The sequence below is a fragment of the Bacillus sp. FJAT-26390 genome (genome assembly GCF_001682865.1).
Taxonomy (GTDB): domain Bacteria; phylum Bacillota; class Bacilli; order Paenibacillales; family Paenibacillaceae; genus Pristimantibacillus.
This window is the reverse complement of the sequence record NZ_MAQX01000022.1, coordinates 1-20,454: the sequence shown is the minus strand read 5'-3', so window position 1 is coordinate 20,454 and position 20,454 is coordinate 1. Positions and strand designations below refer to the sequence as shown.

Here is a 20,454-nt window from a genome sequence, read left to right as displayed (position 1 = left end):
GAGTTTACTGAGTGATTAGCGGTACCTGAGTCCGCGAACGCTACAAAAATCGTTGATTAAGAAAAATAAAGGATTCTCTGTCCGCTAAAGAGCTCATTTACACCATCGCGATCTTGCCTGATTGGTTTTTAGGCGGATACGGCTTCTTTCATGCCCACTTGCTTATTCAGCATCGCATTGTCGCCTTCATTCCTTGCTCCACACCACATCATCAACATTCAACCAGCCCGCTCCCCCCACAAAATAAACAGAAACCGAATCGTTCGCAGCAACTGGCACTGCTGGCAGCTTTATCTCGACGTACTCTTCTTGTAACGGGACTGCCAGCTCTTGAACCATTACTCCATTAATAGATATGCCAACCGTGCCGCCATCCCCGCCAGCACTTACTTTTGCGGACAGTGAGTATTCTCCGGCATTAGCGCCTATAAATGTCTGAGTGGCGATATGCTCGGTGCCGGGATCGATGTACATGAGATTCGTGCCGCTGAACGGCCGGTTGGTTCCGATTCCAGCCCCGGCAGTAAACGACCAATACCGCTGTCCCTCTTCAAAACCTCCATTTTGAAAAGCCTCATGAACCTTCGGCGCTGCTATCCTTCCTTTTCCGCTGACGACCGTATAATGCTTGAACCGTTTGATCCGATAGCCCGAGTTCTCGTCCGGAATAGCGTCGTTATTGCTAAAAATATAAACGGCCTCCTCGTCCGGCCTAAGCTCAGGCTTCCCGAAATGGTATCTGCCGAAGGAGCGGACAAACTGAAAGGGCTGCCCAGGGTTTATATAGTCCACCGTGTCTATAAACTGCCGCGGTTCGATTTTTTCATAAAATAATACGTAAATATAAGGCATCATCACTTGATCCGTCACATAAACTTGCCCTTCCGTCTCATCCGAGGCGTACGTGATCGCTTCGCCAAAGGACTCGAAGAACATCGGGCTTATTTGCTTCGCGTAAGCAGTGAAATACTGTCCGCAAAACAATAGAAAGAACACGGTGAACGCACCGATCGCCACGACCAGCGAATATTTGATTTGCTTATGCAGCCACATCAAGCCGGCAACGGCTAAGTACACGGTCGGGAAAAAAATGATATTGATCCGATTGATATTCACATCCGTAATCAGCGTCATAAGAAGGGCTGCTCCGAACCAAATCGCCATTATCGCAGTCTCGGCGCGGAACTCTTTTACTAATTTATAGACGCCGTATACGATTCCTATGGCGATAAGCGGCAAAGCGATCGGATACATATAGCCGTATTCAGGTATCGCGTTCCACAGCAGGCCGTCATTTTGCGTAATAAACAGCTTTAGAAACTGGTTAAAATGCTGCGCAAGCATCGATAAGGCGTTGCCTTCGAATGCCGATGATACCTGCTCCACCCTTGGAACGGTAAGCTTTGGTATGGAGAACAGCCATTGTACCGTCGACATATTGAACCTGTTTATTAGAAGAAACAAGCCGATTGGCGCTGCTAAAATGACGAGGACGAGGCTATTCCACAGCAGGTCGCGCAGCTTGAACACCTTCCTCGCAACGAGCAGGGCCAACACGCTTACGCCAAACACCGGCACAAAAAAATAGGCCGTGCCATACGCATACAGCGAGGCGGCAAGCGTTACGGTGAAGCCGATCAGCCATCTCGGCTGATGGATCGCTTTAAACAAAAAAAAGACGGCGAGCAGCACCAGAGTCGGGAAAATATTCGACTCTAGCGCCCATCTGGATATCATAATATGCCATGGACAGATGACGATAAAAAAAGCCGCTGCGGCAGCCGCGTGTTTTCTCTTAAATAGCTGTAAAGCTATTAAATAGAAAAGCACCGTCCCAAGCAGCCCAAACAGGATGCTAAGCATTCGAACCGATAGCGGAGTTAAACCAAATAAATAGATAAAGGGCATAGACAGATAAGCATAAAGCGCATTTTGGCCGCTTCCCCAAGCGATCAAATGAACCGGCAGCGAGACGCCATTCCGATCGATTCCGTAATGAAGAATGGAATAGGCCTCGTAGCCGATCGAAGCCTCATCCTGATTCAAGCCGCCCGGTATGGCGCCGGCGTAAAGAACTCTCACTGCTGCTCCGATTAGGAACAGCAGCAAGAGCATGGGATTGTTTTTCATCCAATCGATCGTACGAGTCATTACTGTGCGTCACCGCTTTTTGCATTAGAATTAGACTGGCGAATCGGATATAAATAGAAAAATAGAAGCGCGATAAGCAGCGCGGCAAACGGAATAACGCTAAGCATCGAACGGATCCCCCATACGGCTGCATCCGATTGCACGGCATCCTTCACGTAGCCGGTAGCTTCCAATATAAACCCAAGCACCACCGCTTGCAGCGAGATGCCCCATTTGACGATAAAGCCGTTCATCCCAAAGTACATGCCTTCCCTGCGAACCCGCGTGCGCGTCTCATCCTCATCGATAATTTCGGATAACAGCACGTCCAGCAAAACGAGCAGCCCCGCTAAGCCAACGCCGATTACCGCTGCAGCAGCTGCAGCAAGCGCTACGCTCGATACGAATAAGAACGGAATCATCGCAAGCGCATAGATGATAATGGCAGCCATTACCGTCTTGCGCGCTCCCCATCTTTGCAGCAATCTTCCCCAAATATATACGAACGGTATAGCTGCAACGAAGATCGCGCCAAGCAAAATGGTATTGCTGTCTTCCGCAGCGCCAAGCACGTATTTGGTGAAGAAAGGAATGGCAGCGGGCAGCATCGCGAAGGTGAACTGCGCAAAGAAGCTGCCAATGACGAATAGCACAAACGCTTTGTTCGAGAACGTAAATTTCAAAGACTGAACGAACCCAACCTCTTCGCGCTGCACGACGATTTTTTCTTTGCTGGCCGATACCATGACGATAAAGAAAATGAGCGCGATACCCGCAAAAATGGCACCCATCGGTCCCCAGCCCAGCTTCCCATAAACGAGAGGAGGCAGCGCCACGCCAATGATCATCCCAAGTATGCCGAACATTTGGCGCCACGACGATACCTGCGCGCGCTCCTTGATCGTCGTAAACATTTCTGGAAACAGCGCCGAATAATTCAAGACGACCATGACGAACAAAATATCATATAGCAATACGATCGTTAAAAAATACCAGAACAAAGCAGAGCCTGTGCCGATTGGAAACCAAATCGCCGTAAATAATGCCGCAAGCGGCACCATGCCAAAGAGCATATACGGTATCCGCCTGCCAAAACGGGAGCTCGTCCGATCCGAAAGATGTCCAAACAGCGGATTTAATACCGCATTCACGATACCGTGAATAACCATGGCAACGCTGATTAAGGCCGGTCTTACGCCTAGCACATCCACATAATAAAAAACGATGTAGGATGCAAAAGCTTGTGCAATTAAATTAACGGATAAATTTCCTGAGCTGTAAGCTAATTTCGCTTTAAAGCTTGCAGTGGCCATAAACAACACGCTCCCGGTTACGATGAAAGTCTATTATAAACCTCGCTTATAACTCTCTCATCTTACCGTACAAACCCTTATTATTCCATATATAACTTTTTTAAAATAACTAGATATGCTTCACCATTCGAATATACTCGCTTCCGCTTACTTCAAGCGAGCCGTCCTCGGTAAAGTCCAGCTTTTTGTATAGGGCGCGCGCTCTTGTATTGTATGGTTCAACAATTAGCGACAGCTTGTTGTAGCCTTCCTCCAAGCCTCTCTGCTCAAAGGCGCCGATAAGCGTTTTGGCAATGCCTTGTCCCTGAAAACGCTCATCGACAGCGATAGAATCCAAATAATATTCGCCTGCTTCCGCCTCCACGGCGATGCTCTCGTTCGAGCGAGGTCCCTTATCCCGGCCAGGCCGCGTCACAAAAGGCACATCAAGCGCAGCCGCCCCATCGCCTGCATAGCTGATCAGCATGCCTGCAATGCCTTCTTCCCTTCGGTCGACAAGCACATGCTTATAGCTGATCCGATTGTCTTCACGCGTATAAAAGCCGGCTAAAATGCGCTCTGCTTCAGCTTGATCCTCAGTTCCTGCTAGCGTGTAAGCAATGTTGCCGATCGCTGCAAGCATAAGCGGCAATACCTCATGTACGTCTTCTCTTCTGGCTGGTCCTATCATGATGGCATCCCTCATTCTTTTTATGTTCTGTTATAATAGATAAATATTGTTTCTGAAGGTGATGAAGTAGTGAGTAATGACTATTATACATTCCCCATAGGCATTCGAAACAGCGAGGTTCCCTCTGCCCCAAAGGCGGAGGCCGAGACAAGCCGCCAGCTTGTTGGTGCTGATGCGAAGGATGCCGGGTTTTTCCGCGCTTTGGAGCAGTACGGCATTTCGCTCAATCGCCCCCAAATTGCAGCGGTTCGCCACGACAAGGGGCCTGCGCTTACGCTTGCGGGTGCCGGCTCGGGCAAGACGTCCGTGCTCGTATGCCGAACTGCTTATCTGCTCGCCGTGCAGCATGTCCAGCCGCAGCAGATTTTGCTGATGACCTTCTCCAAAAAAGCGGCAGATGAAATGCGAAGCCGCATTCGCTCGCTTCCTGTCCTTAGTCCGCAGGCAGCTAGCGGCGTCGAGGCGCGAACGTTTCATTCCTTCTGCCTCCAGCTGCTCAGAGGGCGAGGTTACCGCCAAGGCATTCTTGGCGAAACCGGGCAAAAGCATATTTTTTTCAAGCGGCTCATGCGCGAGCTTTTGCTGCAAAATGACTACGAGCCCGAGACGCTGCTCGCTCAGCTGTCGGCGATTAAGCTGCAAATGATCAACGTTAGCGACCTTCCGTCAGCGACAACGGAGGAAAGGGAGCTGAAGCTGCTCTTCACCCGCTACGAGCAGTGGAAGAAGGAACTGGATAAGTTCGATTACGATGATCTTCTGCTGGAAGCGTACAAGCTGCTGAAGGATGATCCAGAGCTTCTTGCTACGCTGCAAAGACGCTTTCAATATTTGATGATCGACGAGTTCCAAGATACCAATCAAGTCCAATACGTGCTCATCCAAATGCTCGCCGATAAGCACCGCAATCTGATGGTCGTAGGCGATGACGATCAGACGATCTATTCCTTCAACGGAGCGAAAAATGATTATATTTTGAACTTCGAGCATCAATATCCCGGCGCGGCGACTTATGTTTTGGATATCAACTACCGCTCGACCAGCACGATCGTTGGCCTTGGCAATGCAATTATTCAATATAACAAGCTGCGCAAGGAAAAATCGCTGCTCGCTGTAAAGCCAAAGGGAGTTAATCCCTCCTACGCCCGGCTCAAAACGACGCAGGACGAAGCCAAGCTCATCGCAGAAACCATTATATCGCATACGGCACAAGGGAAACGCTCCTTCGGCGATTTTGCCGTTTTGTTCCGTACGGCGAGCAGCAGCAGGGCGCTAACCGAGCTGCTTCTGACCAAGGAGCTTCCTTTCATCGATTTCGGCGATGGCCAGCTCTTTTATGATCAATGGGCTATAAAGCCTTTGCTTGCGCATTTGCGGCTTGTACAGGATCGCCGAAACTTTGATGCGATGGAAGTTTTGCTTCCTTCGCTTTATGTCAATCGCGAGCAGGCGATGGCCTTCATATGGAACCAAGACAAGGTACGCGCGAAGAAGTGGCCGCTCATTCATCTGCTTGAATTTCCGCAGCTGAAAGAATTTCAGAAGGACAAAATCAAAGAGCGCATCAAGCTGATCAAGTCGTTGACCGATGCGTTGCCTGCATCAGCTATTATGCAGCTTCGACAAGCCTTTTATGACCAATTTCTTGAAACGAGCAAGCGCCATGAAATGACGGAGCATAAGGAAGGGCTTAAGGAAGTGCTTGATGAGTTCGAGGCTGCGGCTAGCAACTTTGAGACGATCGAAGCTTTTCTAGCCTATATCGATGATATCACGGACAAGCACGCTGCCGTGCAGCAGCTCCAGAAGCATGCGCATAACCGCAGCGCCATATCGCTGATGTCGATCCACAAATCAAAGGGACTCGAATTTCCGGTCGTTTTCGTCATTGGCGCCTCGGAGGGCATATTGCCCCATAGCTCAGCGCTTGCAGCCGATAAGCATAGCGATCGCACCTCGATCCAGACCGGCGATGATGCGCTTGCCGAAGCGCTCGAGGAAGAGCGGCGCCTTGCTTACGTCGCCGTAACGAGAGCTCAGGAGGAGCTTTATATCAGCTCACCTGCCTTATACCGAGGCAAACCGGCAGAGCTGTCGCGCTTTATCCGCTCCGCTTTCATGAAAGAGGAAGAGAGCGATTCCGAATCTGCACTCGCATGGCTCTGCACCAGCGATTCCTGTGAGGTATGGCAGCGGATTATTACGTACGAGGATTCGCAAGCGGAGTCTCGGCCATGCCCGCTGTGCCAGTCGCCTATGGAGCAAGGAACGAAAATACTGCCGAAGAAGAAGCAATAAGACCATGTGAGGAGAAGACAAGCAGCATGATCAGCACTAGTGAACAGCTAGCCCCGTATCTAAAGCTGGCGGACGCCGTTATTATAACGGATATCGATCATCATATCTTGGCGGTCAATCGCTCGTATGAGAAAATTACCGGTTACTCCTCGGAGGAAATTACCGGAAAAAAAGCAAGCATATTGCGGACATCCTACACGCCAAAGGAAACGCATGACCAAATGAAGCTCGCGCTTAAGCAAGGCTTGCCATGGTCAGGCGTACTGACGAACCGGCGAAGAGACAGCAGCATTTGGCACTCATCCATTACGATCACGCCACTGCTTGATGGGAACGAGCTATATTATATCGGCATCTTCCGTGAGCTTGAGAAGCTGAAAAGCGGCTTTTATTTGCCGGAGGAGCGGATCGGCTCCATTCAAAGCTCCATGCTGAAGGTACTCGCCATCTCTTGCGAGATAAGAGACCCCGGCATCGAGCAGCATCTGGTTCGCGTTCGGGAGCTGACCGAAAGGCTGACGCATTTTCATAACGAACGGATGCAATTAGGGTGGTCGGAAGAGCTGGTGAACCGGATATCCCATTCCAGCATCTTGCATGATATCGGCAAATCCGGCATCCCGGAGGGCATTCTATACAAGCCCGGCCCCCTCGCTTACTACGAGCGGCAAATCATCGAGATGCATACGCAAATCGGCGTTGATATCATCGATAAAATCTATGCTGAGCTGAATGATGATTTATTTAACCAGGAGCTTGAGCTCGGCAAAAACATTATTTTGTACCATCATGAAAAATGGGACGGCACCGGCTACCCGCATCAGCTGGCGGGCGAGGACATTCCGATTGAAGCGCGAATCGTAAGCGTCGTCGATGTATACGATGCGTTGACGAGCATCCGCCCGTACAAAGAAAAATGGTCTGAGCAGCGGGCGCTGGCGTATATTAGCGGGCAGCGCGGGCAGCATTTTGACCCCGAGCTCGTCGACTCCTTCCTCGCACTTATCGCTTCAAAACCATAAAAAGCAGCGGCAGCTAAACCATGAAATTCATGCTTTAGACTGCCGCTGCTCTTTTATTTATACGATTTACTCCGCTCCATATAAGGCGCGGAACTCATCCTCCAGCATAGACATCGTAATCATATGATGAAACTTCCCGTCCAAATAAAGGGCGTCCCGCTCTACTCCTTCGCGCTGAAAGCCGAGTTTCTCGTAGACATGGATAGCACGGGGATTAAAAGCGTAAACGCCGAGGTGAATCCGGTGCAGCTTAAGCGTCTCAAATCCGTACCGAAGCATATGGACCAACGCCTCCGTACCGTAACCTTTGCCGCGATGCTGCGCTCCTTGAATGCCGATCCGTATATTCGCGCTCCGGTTGGTCGTATCGATTTCATTCAACACAACCTCGCCCAGCAGCTCATTCGTTTCCTTCAAAATAATAATAAAATCAACGCGCTCCTCATCCACAACGCTGATTTTTCGAATCCATGCTTCGATTGTTTCACGGGTGAACTCCGTTTGCGAGCCTGTCAGCAGATTCATCTCGGAATCTTGCAAAAAAGCATAATAAGCTTCCAAATCGGATTCCCGCGCCATCCGCAAATCAATGTTGCTGCCCTTTATTTGAGGCACTGTCCGTTCTTCCTTCAAGGCTATTCCCCCCATCGTCACTACTATCTTCATTAAACGTTAATATGAATACATGGTTGCGCTTGTCAGCTGGCAAACAAATGAATAACCGTCAGCTCTGGTTTGGCGAATAGTCGCAGAGGCAGCCTTGTCGTTCCGATCCCTCGGTTGACATACAGCGTTAGCGGCCTTATTTTTCCTTGAAGCGTGTACTGCCCTTCGATGTACTTATCGGCTAATGAGGTTGTAATCATCGGCTTTAGAAAAGGGATACGGAACTGCCCGCCGTGGCTATGCCCCGAGAGCTGCAAATCTACCGGATAATCCGTGAATCGGTCCGCGGTATCCGGCTCATGAACGAGCAGCAAATTAAAATCCTCCTCGCGAAGCGATTGGAGCGTACGCTTACTCTGCGGCTTACCGAGCAAAAAATCATCAAGCCCTGCCAGAGACAGCTTTTCTCCGGCAGCGGATGTAAGGGTGTGAACCTCATTCACAAGGACAATGAACCCCGCTTCCTCCATATATCGCTTGTACACCCGGTTGCCGCCCCCGCCTCGATCATGATTGCCGTACACCGCATATTTGCCAAGGGGAGCCTCTATGCTTGCCAGCACCTTCTGAGCCTTCTCTCTATTTTTCGAGCCGTACTCGTTATATTGATCTATTAAATCACCAGTAAATGCGACAATATCGGGCTGGAGCAGCTGGATGCGGTCAACAAGCGCTTGAAGCTGATCTACCGTAAAGTCCGGGCCTAAGTGCGTATCCGAAAACTGAACGATTTTTAATCCATTAAAAGACTGCTTTATTTGTTTGTTTACGATATTGATCCGGGTCACTGACAGGGTGTTAGGCTCAATCTCTATCGCGTAGAACCCCGTTCCGCATAGGAAAAGCAGGATCGAAGAAAAGGCTAGAGCGATTTTTCTGAAAATCACTTCGTTAAGCCATTCTTAATCACGTTCCATATCGGATTATCGGAATCCGACGGTTTACGAACCGGCAGCTCCCCTTTGTCTCTAGCATCCCAGTATTTCCAATCCGGCTTTTTGCTGCCCATCTCATAATCCATGCCATCCCACGTATCCTCGCGAAACGCGTAGAACGACCAGTGCCATCCCTGTTCATTAAATATCGAAATGAGATCCGCCATATATTGATCCGCGCCGCTTACCATACGATTAATTCCGAATTCCGACGCTATAATCCGGTTTGCAGGGATTTTATGATCGGTTGCCCACTTCGTCACAGGCTCCAAAAACTGTTTAAGGGCATCGCGGTTAAACGTGATTTCATTCTGTTCATTTCCGACCTTGACTGCCCCCGGATAAGCATACTTGAACCCTTTTTTATTATTTTGGCTCGTCATCTCGTAAGGCTCATACATATGGAAAGCGTACAGGACGTTAGGATCGTCAATCGGCTTTAAATATTGAAACGCCCACGGCGTCGCATAGAGTCCAGAATCAACGATAATTGGCGTATCCTTGTCAACCGTACGAACCGCTTTGACAATCTCATCGTAGAGTACGTTCAAATCCGCTGCCGTATTCTCTACCTTGGCATACCACTCGGTGTAATTCTGAGTCCAAAAGTCGTTGAAGCCGGCTGCGGTTTCGGGATGCGGCTCATTGATCAGGTTGTAGCCGGCTATGGCAGGGTGGTCTTTTAGCCTTGACGCAAGGTCCTTCCAGAAGAGGGCAGACTGCTTATGATATTCGCGGTCCTCCCAAATCCGATCGTCATTCTTATTGCCATTGAACTGTCTCCATCGATCTCCCGGCAGGCTAAGGACCGTCAATATGACCTTTACGCCTTTTGCTTCAGCCGCGTCTAAATCCGCCTCCAGCCTTGCAAAATCCTCTTCCACAATTCCCTCATATTGATCTGCGCTGCCTATTAGAAAATCTTCCTTCGGCTTGTTATCCGGCTTATCGTTAAACAGGTAATCTCGTTCTTTGCCCCATTTGTCGGGAGCGAGCCTAATGAATGCAATGCCTTGCTCCTTCGCTTCTTGATAATTGACCGGAAGCGAAGCGGAGTTCATAAAATTAGTTCCTTTTCGCTGAAAATTCCAATAGCCCATCTTCTCCGAAGGAAGGTTTATTTTGTCCACTTCGCTGGTAATTGGCCCGCTAGTTTCTAATGGCTTGGACGAGTCTGTGCTGCAGCCGGCGGCTGCTGCTAGAATAGCCAACGTAAGCATACTATTTCTTACGATGGACCATCCGCCTTTCTTCAATGCTTGATTCATTATGAATCACCTCGAAGATGATCATAGCCCCTCATTGTTACGCCAATATGACAAAATAAAAAAGACATCGCCGCGGGTCGCTGCTATGTCTCTGCTTAACCCGAGCGAACAGGCAAGGAGAAATAAAACTGTATTTCTTCCGCCTCAGCTATAGTACCGTAAGGCGCCTCATGCTTCTCTAAGATCGCTCGCACGATGGACAGTCCTAGGCCTGAGCCGCTTAGCTGCTTATTTCTTGAGCTCTCCATCACATAATAGGGCTGCCAGATTTGTTTTAAATCCTTCTCATCCCAAGAACGAATGCTGTTGCGGATCGTAAACAACAACCGCTCCCCTTCATTCGCTAGTTCAATGCGCACCCTAGGCTCATTCGAATATTTAAGCGCGTTGCTTATAAAATTGTCCAATACGATGCCGATTTTCTGCTGGTCTGCTCGAACGATAGGCTGATGCAGCCGACGATCATCGACCTCAACCATTTTGCCCGCGTGTTGGATCGCAACCTCGTAGTTTTCCAATGCATGCTCAAGCAGCGTCAAGAGATTAAAATCCGCCATCTGATAAGGCTCGTTTTGAAGCTTGGCTAAGTGAAGCAGCTTGTCTACCAAAAGGGCCATTTCATCCGTTTTTTTGTCAATGACATGTAGAAAGGTGCCGTCGTCAAGCCCATCCCGAATGCCGGAGGAATATGCTTTTATCAACGCAATCGGTGTTTTAAACTCATGCGAAATATCGGAAATGAAGCTTTGCAGATTATCGTTTTTTTGTTCCAGAGCAAGGTGGGCATCCTTCAGCTTATCGCTCATTTGATTGATGCTTGCCGCCAGCAGCTCAATCTCATCCCCTGTCTTTAACTCGGTTTTATGGAAATCAAGATTGGAGATATCCTCGGCGTTTTTGGCCAATTCCTTCAAATGGCGAATGATCTGCCTTGCTATTAGCCAAGCTAATCCTAGCGTAAACAGCAGTGCGCCTACCGCGATAAATAGATTGAACGTATTGACGGCACGCAGCGATTGATCCGAATGGGCAACAGAAGTGCCTATGAGAACGAGCTTATCATCCACTCGGAGGAATGTGACAAGAAAGCTCGTGTTCAGCTTCGTCTGGTTGTACAGCTTATGGACCGGTTTATTTTGCTTTAGCTCCTTGATACTCTCTTCGGACAGCCAAAACTTGGATAACGAAACGCCCTCGGCATAAAGCTTCCTTCGTATCGTTTCATTCAAATCATTCAGATTGCTTTCAAATTCCGAGCTTACGATCGTTACGTTGTATTGCTGCTCCAGCTCGGCCTCCGCTTTGGCTAGCTCATCCGTACTTGTACGCTGAACGGTTGCCGTCAGCTCGGCTAAATTCACCTTTTTCTGGTACAGCATATATTTCGGCAAAAAGTACGTGTTCACCAAAAAGGAAACAAGGAATACCGAGCATATCATGATAGCCATACGCCAAAACAGCTTCCGGCTTAGCTTACTCATCGTTCAGTTCCAAGCTATAACCGCTGCCCCGGTGCGTCTTGATTACTTTCTCGCCCACTTTTTCCCTAAGCCGCCGAACATGGGTGTCTACCGTTCTTTCCTCGCCAAAATAATCGAAGCCCCATACTTTGTCGAGCAGCGTTTTTCGGCTTAATATATGGCCTTTGTGGTCAATCAAGCATTTCATCAGCAGAAACTCTTTATTGGTAACCTCTAAATCTACGCCGTCTTTATAAATTTTCCCGCCTCGCATATTCACTCTTAAGCGACCGAGTACAATATCCTCTTCCATATTCAGCAGCTTTTTCGCTCGCAAAATCAAAATACGTGGCTCAAAGGGCTTGCGCACATAATCGTCCGCACCGGTCTGCAAAGCCTTTAGTTCATCTTCCTGCTCGCCTTTTGCGGTTAGTATGAGCACTTTAGCGAATTGCTGTTTTTTTAATATTTTGCATACCTCGATCCCGCTTAGCTCAGGCATCATCCAATCGAGAATCGCTAAGTCTATCTTGTGATTGATGCTTATATCAAGAGCCTGCTGCCCATTTTGCGCGGAATAGATTTGAAAGCCTTCTTTTTTAAAATAAGCGCCCACGATTTTGAGCATGTCAGGATCATCATCGGCAATAAGTATGTTCATGTTGCGCTCCTTAGCTTAGCAATCCATGGTAAAGGCGTTCGCCATCCATCTATTATTGTATTTCTGCACTATTCTATGCGCTCGGTTCTACATGCCTGTTCCTCAAAAATTGCTCGAGTTGAGTTATGCTTTCAAAATTCCGAATGACTACGCTCTTTGTTATCAGGTGGTTTTTCAAAAGCTGATCAAGCTGCTCCACCGCTTCCTCTAATGGCGCGAACTCATGGGGATCGAGCAGCGAAGCCATATCCGGAAAGCCTAATTGGCCATAAAGGGCTTGGTAGTTCAAGCTTAGGTCCGGCCAATATCCATGCTCCGCATAATAAAGGAAACGGGCAATTTCATCCTGCACGCCGACAGCAGCAAAAAAAGCAGCGTCATAATCCTTGTTTTCGCAAGCGGTACGGATTTTATCGAGCACACCTTTGATTTCCTCATAAAAGCCTGCCATTCTCGTTGGATAGGACTCACCTTCGGAATACGTTTCTTTTTGCTTCAATACCAATTCAAGTATATCCTGCGTTAGCTGCTCGCAAGCTTTTTGAATTTCGGCTGGTATTTGGGAGATCATTATTTGCTGCATAAGCTGCTCGAGACGATCGGGTTTAAGAGGAAGCTGCATTATTTGTTCCTTGTTTTTGCCCCACCCTCTCGTAAAGTACGTTCGATTCAACAGCGCTAGGCTCTCGAGCAGCGTCGTTAAAGCTCCATATGCTTCCGTTCTAAACAGGGAGATGCCACCGGAATCCACAAGCTGGCTCATTTTATACAAATGCACATAAACGTCCCGCAGCTGCGCTTCCGCTTTCCCGGTCATTTTCAAACCTTGCTCAGACGTATGAATAATCTTCTCGCGCAGCGCTAAGAGACGAGCTCGGTCTTCTTCCGAACGAACGTATAAGATCTCGCAGTTTGCGATAATGGTCGTGAGTGGCTGGTCGAATGCCGCCATTCTCTCCGCCCGCTCCCAGCTGATGGGCCAGAAATCAAAGCTTGTGTCGTTTAACACAAACTGGATGCTTTCACGGTAACCGCCCTCGTCAGCTGGAATGAAAAAGAAATCCAAGTCCGACCGTTTGGTGGCAGTCCCTTGCGCATAAGAGCCGTAATACGCGATTAAGGCAATGTCTTCCGGGCAGTTCGCCTTCACATGTTGAACTAGCGTATGAGCAACATCGAATATATTGTCCATTTAAATCCCCCTTGTTTGGACATCCGCTGCTTCAGCATTCGGATATTTTCATTAGCCCTTTGCCGATAAGGTTAGCTGAAACCGGCTTTTTGCCCAACTCGCGCGCCCAGACAGACAATTGACCGACGTGGTGAATTTCGTGGGCGATCACATGGCGCATAATTTCCCCCCATGCATCGATCACCACGCTCCCGTCCGGCCGCTCGTCATAAAAAGGCCGATTCTCCATACTCACATCCCAAGAACGCACAAACGCTTCAACCTCTGCATGAAATTCAGCATCGAGCTGGCGAACCTTCTTAAGTGTACGGTAGCCTTCAAAGCTTTCTTGGAAATCCGATTTCCCTTGAATGGCTCGAATCCAGCTCCACTCCACATCAACAATGTGAAATAGCGTATGCAAAATGCCCCCAACGCCGCCAGTCCGACTGCGAAGCAGCTCCTCCTCCGGCACGTCCTCACACCACCGATACCACTCTTCCCTGACCTGCCAATTGTAACGGAACATCGTATCCAATCGAAGAGCCTCCTTTTCCTATCGTCGACTAGAATCGATAATAGCTTACTATAAGAGGGAGATTAGTTCTATGTAGAAAACAGATATAAGAAACTAGACGATCTATATACGAAGGAAATGCACCTAATAAAAATCCCCTTGGGGCAGGCAGTGCAAAGTTCAGTCTAACATGAACTTTTTTCACTGCGTGCTCCAAGGGGAACATTTTATAGACGAGGTGTCTCGCCTGCGTTTAATTGCCGATACACCTCAATTGGAAGCTTAGGCCTGCGGTTGAAATCGAGCAACCCATTTTTCTCTTGCTCCACATCGGTCAGCTGCGTATAGCAATAGCCCTGAAGTCCACCCGCTGCAATAATCGGACTCATGACGGCCATCAAACGATTTAAGAAATCCTGATCGTCTTTTGCAGCCGAGTATCCCCAGCCGTCGCCGTTATCTTGCATGTATGAAATGCCGCCGAACTCCGACAATTGAACAGGTTCGCCCTGATACGAATAACCAGGCAAAATAATTTTTCTCCCTTGCGGATCGCATTTGACCGATAGCTCCTTGGTCGAGTACCTGCTCTCCAATATCTCTTGCCTGCTCTCGTAATCATGAATGGTGTAAATGTCTGATTTCACGTGCTCCCAGCCGTCATTTGAAATGACCGGCCTCGTATCGTCAAGCGATTTGGTCAAATAATAGAGCGAGGAAGCATGATGCTGCTGCCTTTTATCTATTAGGATATTGGGCGTACCCCAGCTTTCATTAATCGGAACCCATACGACTACACATGGATGATTGTAATCACGATGGACCGCCTCTTGCCATTCATTCATGATACGGGACACGTATTGCTCGGAGAATTGATAAGCATTTGCCATCTCCCCCCAGACAAGTAGGCCTAGCTTATCGCACCAATATAGATAGCGCGGATCCTCGACTTTTTGATGCTTCCTTGCCCCATTGAAGCCCATTTGCTTGGTCAGCTCCACGTCTGAACGCAGCATCTTATCGCTTGGAGCTGTGAGGACCCCGCCTGGAAAATAACCTTGATCCAAAATCAGCTTCATGTAATAAGGCCGATTATTTAAACAAATAACGCCATCCTCAATCGAAATTTTCCGCATTCCAAAATAACTTTTCACTTGATCGAGAGCTCTTTCGCCGTCAAGCAGCATCATTTCCACGTCATACAAGTTTGGCTTCTCCGGCGACCACCAACGTCCGAGTCCATGATCGTTGAAGTCATGCAGCCTTATCGATACTTCCTCTTCCTGAGCCATAACCCGTATGACATCCTCAGCAATCAAATCACCTTGGAAAGATATTTTAATGCTGAGACGCAAGCCATTATATAATTCCGTTCCTTTTATAAAGCTGCGAATATGAATTCTATTCGTATCAATATCCGGTGTCAGCCTGATGCTGCTCACATGCGCGGCATTTACCGCCTCGATCCAGACGGTTTGCCAAATTCCAGTCGTCCGCGTATAGAAGACCTGCTCCGACTTTTCCTTCCAATACTGCTTTCCTCTAGGCAGCGTGACGTCCTTGCTATAATCTTGAGCACGAACGACTATCGTATTTACGCTAAGCGTATTCAAAACGGCTGTAATATCTGCTTGAAATGGCGTATGTCCGCCCTCATGGCTCGCTACTAAATGTCCGTTCACCCACACCTTTGCCTCATAATCGACTGCGCCAAAATGCAGGATCACTCGTTTGCCTGCAAACTCATTAGGAAGCTGGACTTCTTTGCGATACCATACAATATCGTGAAATGCTTGCTCATTAATTCCACTCAGCTCGCTTTGGTAACAAAAAGGGACTTGAATCTTACGGTCAAACGGCTTCCCTTCATACCATTTATTATCGTTTCCTATATTTGCATCATCGTAAGCAAATTCCCATTCCCCATTCAGATTTAACCAGGATGCCCGCTCAAATTGCGGTCTTGGATATTCATTGCGTAAAGGATATGCCATGCTCCCACTCCAGTTCTATTGCTTATGTTTTTATATTAATCCTCTAGCGGCTTCGCCATCATATTGTAGAAAGCCATCGCAGAACGTTCGGAACGTATCCCTGCTTTGCCATGCAAAAATGGATTAGCATCCGTGTAGTCAATTAACGGCTTCGATTCACCGTCTAGGAAAACTCGAATGCTGCCGCCTTTTACGACGATTTTTAGCGGATATCTCCGTCCTATCTCTAGCTCTACAGTTTCACTTGTCATTAGCATCATGTCATAATTCAAACGATTCAAGGTCAATTGCGAAGATGAAATGCCGATGTAATAGCCCATCGCCGCATCCCTGACTTGATTTGGATGGTAGGATTCATTCGTCTCGCGAACGAATACGCCGCCGGCATCTGCTGCTTCATTTAACTGAACGTCAACTGACAATTCGTAGTCGTCCCAGTTATCGCTGCCTATAAAGAGCATGTCATCCTCTGTACCGCTGCCTGTATAGCCGCCTTCAATCGGTCCAAACAATCCCATGCCCGTTTGACTAAGCGATTGATCGAACAGCTGCTGCGTCTCTAGCTTCTCAGCAGCGAAGAATTCAAAGTTTAGAAGCTCGGCCTGCCCGGATTTGAGCTTCACTTTTAGCTCATGAAAACCTGCCGAGATGTCTATTGTTCCAATTCGAAGCTTCGCTATATCCTCGGCAAAGGCAGGATGATCTGCTTTGATCGTCGTTTTCACTGCTTCTCCACCGTCTATTGACCATTCCAGCACAACATCCTTTTTCGGCTTCCGAAGCGTGAGCCCGACTCCGTAATTTGCTGCTTCGTTCGCATTGATCTTATATTTCAACCAGTCTCCGCTCTGCAGCAAACTGACCGAATAACTGCCATTCTCCTGCTTGCGAATCGGCACACCATCAGCTCTCCGGTAATCGCTCGCCTCTATTGTCTTCTGCTCCGTATGGAAACCTCGCTCAGCGTCCTTCAAATAATGAACGGCCTCTATTGCTCCAGGCACCGGCTTGTATGCTTCAAAATCACTGCTGCCGTCAGCGTCATTCGTAAATGCGGTATATTCATAGATTGGCTTCGTTTGATCGGCAATGTATCCCATTTTCCCACCTGCTGACTCAGCTGCACCCTCCTCCATCTTCTTCATCCCATCGAAGAAAACGAGAACGCTGCCCTCACGCCGCTCAACACGAATCGTATGCAGCTTCGTGTAATCAAATTCGTTTGGAAGCGCTGCATGAGCGATCTGCTCCTCCGCACCATTTTTTACGATGACGTATCGAACCTCATGTTTGGCAGGCAGCAGCTTGACTGCTGCATAATTAGATTCATCCAAATATGAAAAAACGGTTGCAATGCTGCCATTGCCCACTGATGCGACAGTACTATTCAATCGGAAATTATATTCGGCGATAAAAGTCTCATCTGTCGATTCAGTGCTGAGTACCGTGCCTTCTTTTAGCGACTCTGTTAAGTTCGAGCTTCCCTCTGAAAGCCAGCCATACCATGCAGGCATCGCAGGCGCGGGCTGCTGATGGTCATGCGTCGGACCCATTACAACCAGCTTGTCGCCGTTATAAGCAAGGCGATCAATGTTCAGTTCACGAACTGGCGGACCCTCCGCGGAGCGCCCAACTAAGTTATGGTAAGTTAAATAATAGGAATCCATATCCGGACCGAGTACTGTCGCACTATGACCAAGCCCTTTAAACTCATCCTTCACGTTAATGACAATCGGATTGTTAGACGGAACCGTATAATCGCCGAAGGGTCCATCCTTTGAAATGGCATAATTGACTCGATAGCCGTTGCTAAATACATGATTGCCGGTATAAGTCATGTAGTACAAGCCATTGCGCTTCCATATCATGGAGCCTTCCGTCCAATGCCCAAGAAAGGCATTCGTCGTGATGCCAACATCGATGGTAAACGGATCAGGCATTTCATGGGCAACTATGCCCTGTGTTCCCGCATTCGTGAAATACCATTTGCCGTCATCATCGATAAAGACAGAGCCGTCAATGGTATTGCCTAAATTGTCGGTTTTGACAACGAAAGGACCCGTTGGGCTATCGCTCTGCAGCACATAATGCCCTTGGCCAGCAGGAGAAGTATATAAATAGAAGCTGCCGTTCCAGTAGAATACCTCGGGAGCATATGCACCTGTCGTTATAACATCCTCCGTAACTAAGCCTTCATAATTCCAATCCACCAAGTTCTCAGAGCTCCATGCTTTAATCCCCGGACGCCAATCCTTTGTGCTGCAATATAAATAAAACTTGCCATTGTACCGCATGATGAAAGGATCGCCAATACCATAATCCTCCCATTCCTGATCGAGTTTAAACGAGTTTGTATACATCTTCGCATCCTCCTTCAACAAGATTACCTCCGCCTCTTCCGGTTCTGACTGGCATCCGCTTAGCATTAGCGATACAGCTAGGAGGACGACCATCATTATCATCCTCTTATTTTCTAATCTGCTCATCCTCATCCTATTAACCTTTCAACCCGCTAATCGCCATCGACTCGATGAAATAGCGTTGACAGAAGAAAAAGACGAGTATGACAGGTACCATGGATATCATTGAGGCCGCCAAAATAACCGGATAATTAGAGGAGCCCATGTATTGCGATTGCATAGATGCTATGAGCACTTGAATCGTTTGCTTCTGCGGGGAACTCAAATAGATAAGCGGTCCCATAAAATCATTCCATATGCCCATAAAGCTTAGCGCTGCCTGAGCAGCAATCGCTGGTTTGGCAACCGGCAGCGCAATAGTCCAAAAGGTTCGGAAGAAGCTGCTGCCGTCAAGCTTGGCCGCTTCAACGAGTTCATTTGGTAGGCCGCCCGCCAAAAACTGCCGCAGGAAAAAAATAACGACGATATTCCCGAATAATCCAGGCACAATTAACGGCAGAAGCGTATCGGTCCAGTTGATCGACGAGAACCCGATGAACTGTGGGATCATGACAACCGAAAAAGGAATCATCATCGTGCCAAGCAAGGATAGAAAGATGGCATCCTTAAATGGGAAATCGATCTTTGCAAAAGCATAGGCAGCCATCGTTGAAACGAATAAACCAATGACAAGAACGAATACAACAATAATCATGCTGTTCATAAATCCGCTAAGCAGCGGCGAATCGTTCCAAGCGGTGGCATAGTTTTTAAATGTAGCCGGGTCTGGAATCCACTTTGGCGGAATTTCAAACACATTGCGTTGATCTTTTAAGGAAGTGGATATGGTCCATACGAACGGCGCCAGCATAACAATCGAGCCGATACAAAGAATGAGTGCCACCCATAGGTTTGTTAAACGTTTCTGCTGCATTTGAAATCAAACTCCCCTCGCAAACTGTGACGGTAAAGCATTAATCGTTATACACCCATTTTTTTGACAGTCGAAATTGAATGAGTGTAACGATGAAGATAATCAGTCCAAGCACCCATGCAATTGCGCTGGCATAACCCATATTGAAATACTTGAACGCATTTTCAAAAATATAAAACACAACGGTAGCCGCACTGTATTCCGGGCCGCCATCGCCTGCCAGCACGTAAATTTGGCTAAACGACTGAAACGCTCCGATAACACCCATAACAACAACGAAAAAATGAATATTCGTCAGCAGCGGAATCGTAATCAGCCACATCTTTTGAAACGCGTTCGCGCCATCTACTTCCGCGGCTTCGTAGTAAGTAGACGAAATCGATTGTAGCCCTGCTAAGTAAAGAACCATCGTGCCGCCAACGCCGCCCCATACCCCCATCAAAATCATGGAAGGCTTAATCCAATTCGCGTCGCCAAGCCAGTTTGGCCCCTGAATGCCAAACCAACTCCAAAGCGTTTGATTGAAAAGGCCAAAGTCTTGGTTCAAAATCCATTGCCACAGCAAGGATACCGCTATGATCGGTGATATAACGGGCAAGTAATAAATCGTCCGAAGGAACGATATGCCTTTGAGCGGACGGTTCATCATAATCGCAAGCAGCAGTGCCACGACCATCCCGATTGGGATCCCGAGCATCATAAATACGGTGTTATACAAAGATTTGTATACCTTCTCATCGTGAAATACCTCTACATAGTTTTCAAAGCCTACAAATTTAGGCGGGGTAACCAAATCCCATGACGTGAAGCTAAGCCAAACCGAGTAGAGAAGCGGTGCCACTCCAAAAATGAGAAAGCCAAGCGCAGGGGGCGCTACAAACAAGTAGGCCCATGCGTATTCTTTGCGGATATAACTAGGTTTACTTTTTTTCATGCGTACACATCCTCGCACTAGCTATTCGTTATTTAAGTTCACTATGAAATCGTTGGTTTACTTATTGCCTTTGTCATAAAGC

At 48.0% G+C, this 20,454-nt stretch carries 16 protein-coding genes; 2 read left to right on the top strand and 14 right to left on the bottom strand.

Annotation, left to right across the window (positions count from 1 at the left end; all coding sequences use genetic code 11):
- Positions 1–186: 186 nt before the first annotated feature.
- The 3 genes from A7975_RS17310 to A7975_RS17300 form a co-directional block, all read right to left on the bottom strand.
- Positions 187–2,151, bottom strand: a complete 1,965-nt coding sequence (locus tag A7975_RS17310; RefSeq protein WP_065385951.1) for a glycosyltransferase family 39 protein — start codon at positions 2,149–2,151, stop codon at positions 187–189.
- Positions 2,151–3,443 (bottom strand): MFS transporter, encoded by a 1,293-nt coding sequence (locus tag A7975_RS17305; protein WP_053374515.1) that lies wholly within the window; start codon positions 3,441–3,443, stop codon positions 2,151–2,153. Before A7975_RS17305 ends, A7975_RS17310 begins: the two co-directional genes overlap by 1 nt.
- Positions 3,444–3,552: 109 nt before the next feature.
- Positions 3,553–4,113 carry a GNAT family N-acetyltransferase gene (locus A7975_RS17300; protein ID WP_065385950.1) on the bottom strand — a complete coding sequence of 187 codons (561 nt, stop codon included), beginning with the start codon at positions 4,111–4,113 and terminating at the stop codon, positions 3,553–3,555.
- A gap of 69 nt (positions 4,114–4,182) precedes the next feature.
- On the opposite strand from A7975_RS17300, the gene A7975_RS17295 reads away from it, so the two are divergent.
- Entirely contained in the window at positions 4,183–6,411 is a 2,229-nt protein-coding gene (locus tag A7975_RS17295; protein WP_065385949.1) for a UvrD-helicase domain-containing protein, read from the top strand.
- Between the two features lie 26 nt (positions 6,412–6,437).
- Positions 6,438–7,433: an HD domain-containing phosphohydrolase gene (locus A7975_RS17290; RefSeq protein WP_065385948.1), complete on the top strand. Its 996-nt coding sequence runs from the start codon at positions 6,438–6,440 to the stop codon at positions 7,431–7,433.
- Positions 7,434–7,499: 66 nt separating this feature from the next.
- Here the strand turns inward: A7975_RS17290 and A7975_RS17285 are convergent, their stop codons facing one another.
- The 11 genes from A7975_RS17285 to A7975_RS17235 form a co-directional block, all read right to left on the bottom strand.
- Positions 7,500–8,066: a GNAT family N-acetyltransferase gene (locus A7975_RS17285; protein ID WP_231637404.1), complete on the bottom strand. Its 567-nt coding sequence runs from the start codon at positions 8,064–8,066 to the stop codon at positions 7,500–7,502.
- 65 nt (positions 8,067–8,131) lie between these two features.
- Entirely contained in the window at positions 8,132–8,986 is an 855-nt protein-coding gene (locus A7975_RS17280; RefSeq protein WP_065385947.1) for a metallophosphoesterase, read from the bottom strand.
- Positions 8,983–10,134 carry a glycoside hydrolase family 5 protein gene (locus tag A7975_RS17275; RefSeq protein WP_065386382.1) on the bottom strand — a complete coding sequence of 384 codons (1,152 nt, stop codon included), beginning with the start codon at positions 10,132–10,134 and terminating at the stop codon, positions 8,983–8,985. Before A7975_RS17275 ends, A7975_RS17280 begins: the two co-directional genes overlap by 4 nt.
- Positions 10,135–10,397: 263 nt before the next feature.
- Entirely contained in the window at positions 10,398–11,783 is a 1,386-nt protein-coding gene (locus A7975_RS17270; protein ID WP_065385946.1) for a sensor histidine kinase, read from the bottom strand.
- Entirely contained in the window at positions 11,776–12,423 is a 648-nt protein-coding gene (locus A7975_RS17265; RefSeq protein ID WP_053374509.1) for a response regulator transcription factor, read from the bottom strand. The genes A7975_RS17270 and A7975_RS17265 overlap by 8 nt, the downstream gene beginning before the upstream one ends.
- Before the next feature lie 73 nt (positions 12,424–12,496).
- Positions 12,497–13,615, bottom strand: a complete 1,119-nt coding sequence (locus A7975_RS17260) for a nucleotidyltransferase domain-containing protein (protein WP_065385945.1) — start codon at positions 13,613–13,615, stop codon at positions 12,497–12,499.
- A 31-nt stretch (positions 13,616–13,646) separates the two neighbouring features.
- Positions 13,647–14,132, bottom strand: a complete 486-nt coding sequence (locus A7975_RS17255; protein WP_065385944.1) for a DinB family protein — start codon at positions 14,130–14,132, stop codon at positions 13,647–13,649.
- Between the two features lie 206 nt (positions 14,133–14,338).
- Complete coding sequence (locus A7975_RS17250; protein WP_065385943.1) at positions 14,339–16,105, bottom strand: glycoside hydrolase family 2 protein; 1,767 nt, start codon at positions 16,103–16,105, stop codon at positions 14,339–14,341.
- Positions 16,106–16,140: 35 nt separating this feature from the next.
- Positions 16,141–18,561 (bottom strand): family 43 glycosylhydrolase, encoded by a 2,421-nt coding sequence (locus tag A7975_RS17245; RefSeq protein WP_176707754.1) that lies wholly within the window; start codon positions 18,559–18,561, stop codon positions 16,141–16,143.
- A gap of 40 nt (positions 18,562–18,601) precedes the next feature.
- On the bottom strand, positions 18,602–19,438 hold the full coding sequence (locus A7975_RS17240; RefSeq protein WP_053374504.1) for a carbohydrate ABC transporter permease: 837 nt from the start codon (positions 19,436–19,438) through the stop codon (positions 18,602–18,604).
- A 40-nt stretch (positions 19,439–19,478) separates the two neighbouring features.
- The gene (locus A7975_RS17235) at positions 19,479–20,372 is read right to left on the bottom strand and encodes a carbohydrate ABC transporter permease (RefSeq protein WP_053374503.1); all 894 of its coding nucleotides are present in this window, start codon (positions 20,370–20,372) and stop codon (positions 19,479–19,481) included.
- Positions 20,373–20,454 lie beyond the last annotated feature (82 nt).

Excerpts from the sequence above, each read along its gene's own strand:
- A7975_RS17240 (WP_053374504.1), bottom strand. The coding sequence starts at position 19,438 with ATGCAGCAGAAACGTTTAACAAACCTATGGGTGGCACTCATTCTTTGT.
- A7975_RS17245 (WP_176707754.1), bottom strand. The coding sequence starts at position 18,561 with ATGATGGTCGTCCTCCTAGCTGTATCGCTAATGCTAAGCGGATGCCAG.
- A7975_RS17270 (WP_065385946.1), bottom strand. The coding sequence starts at position 11,783 with ATGAGTAAGCTAAGCCGGAAGCTGTTTTGGCGTATGGCTATCATGATA.
- A7975_RS17275 (WP_065386382.1), bottom strand. The coding sequence starts at position 10,134 with ATGGGCTATTGGAATTTTCAGCGAAAAGGAACTAATTTTATGAACTCC.
- A7975_RS17250 (WP_065385943.1), bottom strand. The coding sequence starts at position 16,105 with ATGGCATATCCTTTACGCAATGAATATCCAAGACCGCAATTTGAGCGG.
- A7975_RS17290 (WP_065385948.1), top strand. The coding sequence starts at position 6,438 with ATGATCAGCACTAGTGAACAGCTAGCCCCGTATCTAAAGCTGGCGGAC.
- A7975_RS17265 (WP_053374509.1), bottom strand. The coding sequence starts at position 12,423 with ATGAACATACTTATTGCCGATGATGATCCTGACATGCTCAAAATCGTG.
- A7975_RS17300 (WP_065385950.1), bottom strand. The coding sequence starts at position 4,113 with ATGATAGGACCAGCCAGAAGAGAAGACGTACATGAGGTATTGCCGCTT.
- A7975_RS17310 (WP_065385951.1), bottom strand. The coding sequence starts at position 2,151 with ATGACTCGTACGATCGATTGGATGAAAAACAATCCCATGCTCTTGCTG.
- A7975_RS17260 (WP_065385945.1), bottom strand. The coding sequence starts at position 13,615 with ATGGACAATATATTCGATGTTGCTCATACGCTAGTTCAACATGTGAAG.
- A7975_RS17305 (WP_053374515.1), bottom strand. The coding sequence starts at position 3,443 with ATGGCCACTGCAAGCTTTAAAGCGAAATTAGCTTACAGCTCAGGAAAT.
- A7975_RS17235 (WP_053374503.1), bottom strand. The coding sequence starts at position 20,372 with ATGAAAAAAAGTAAACCTAGTTATATCCGCAAAGAATACGCATGGGCC.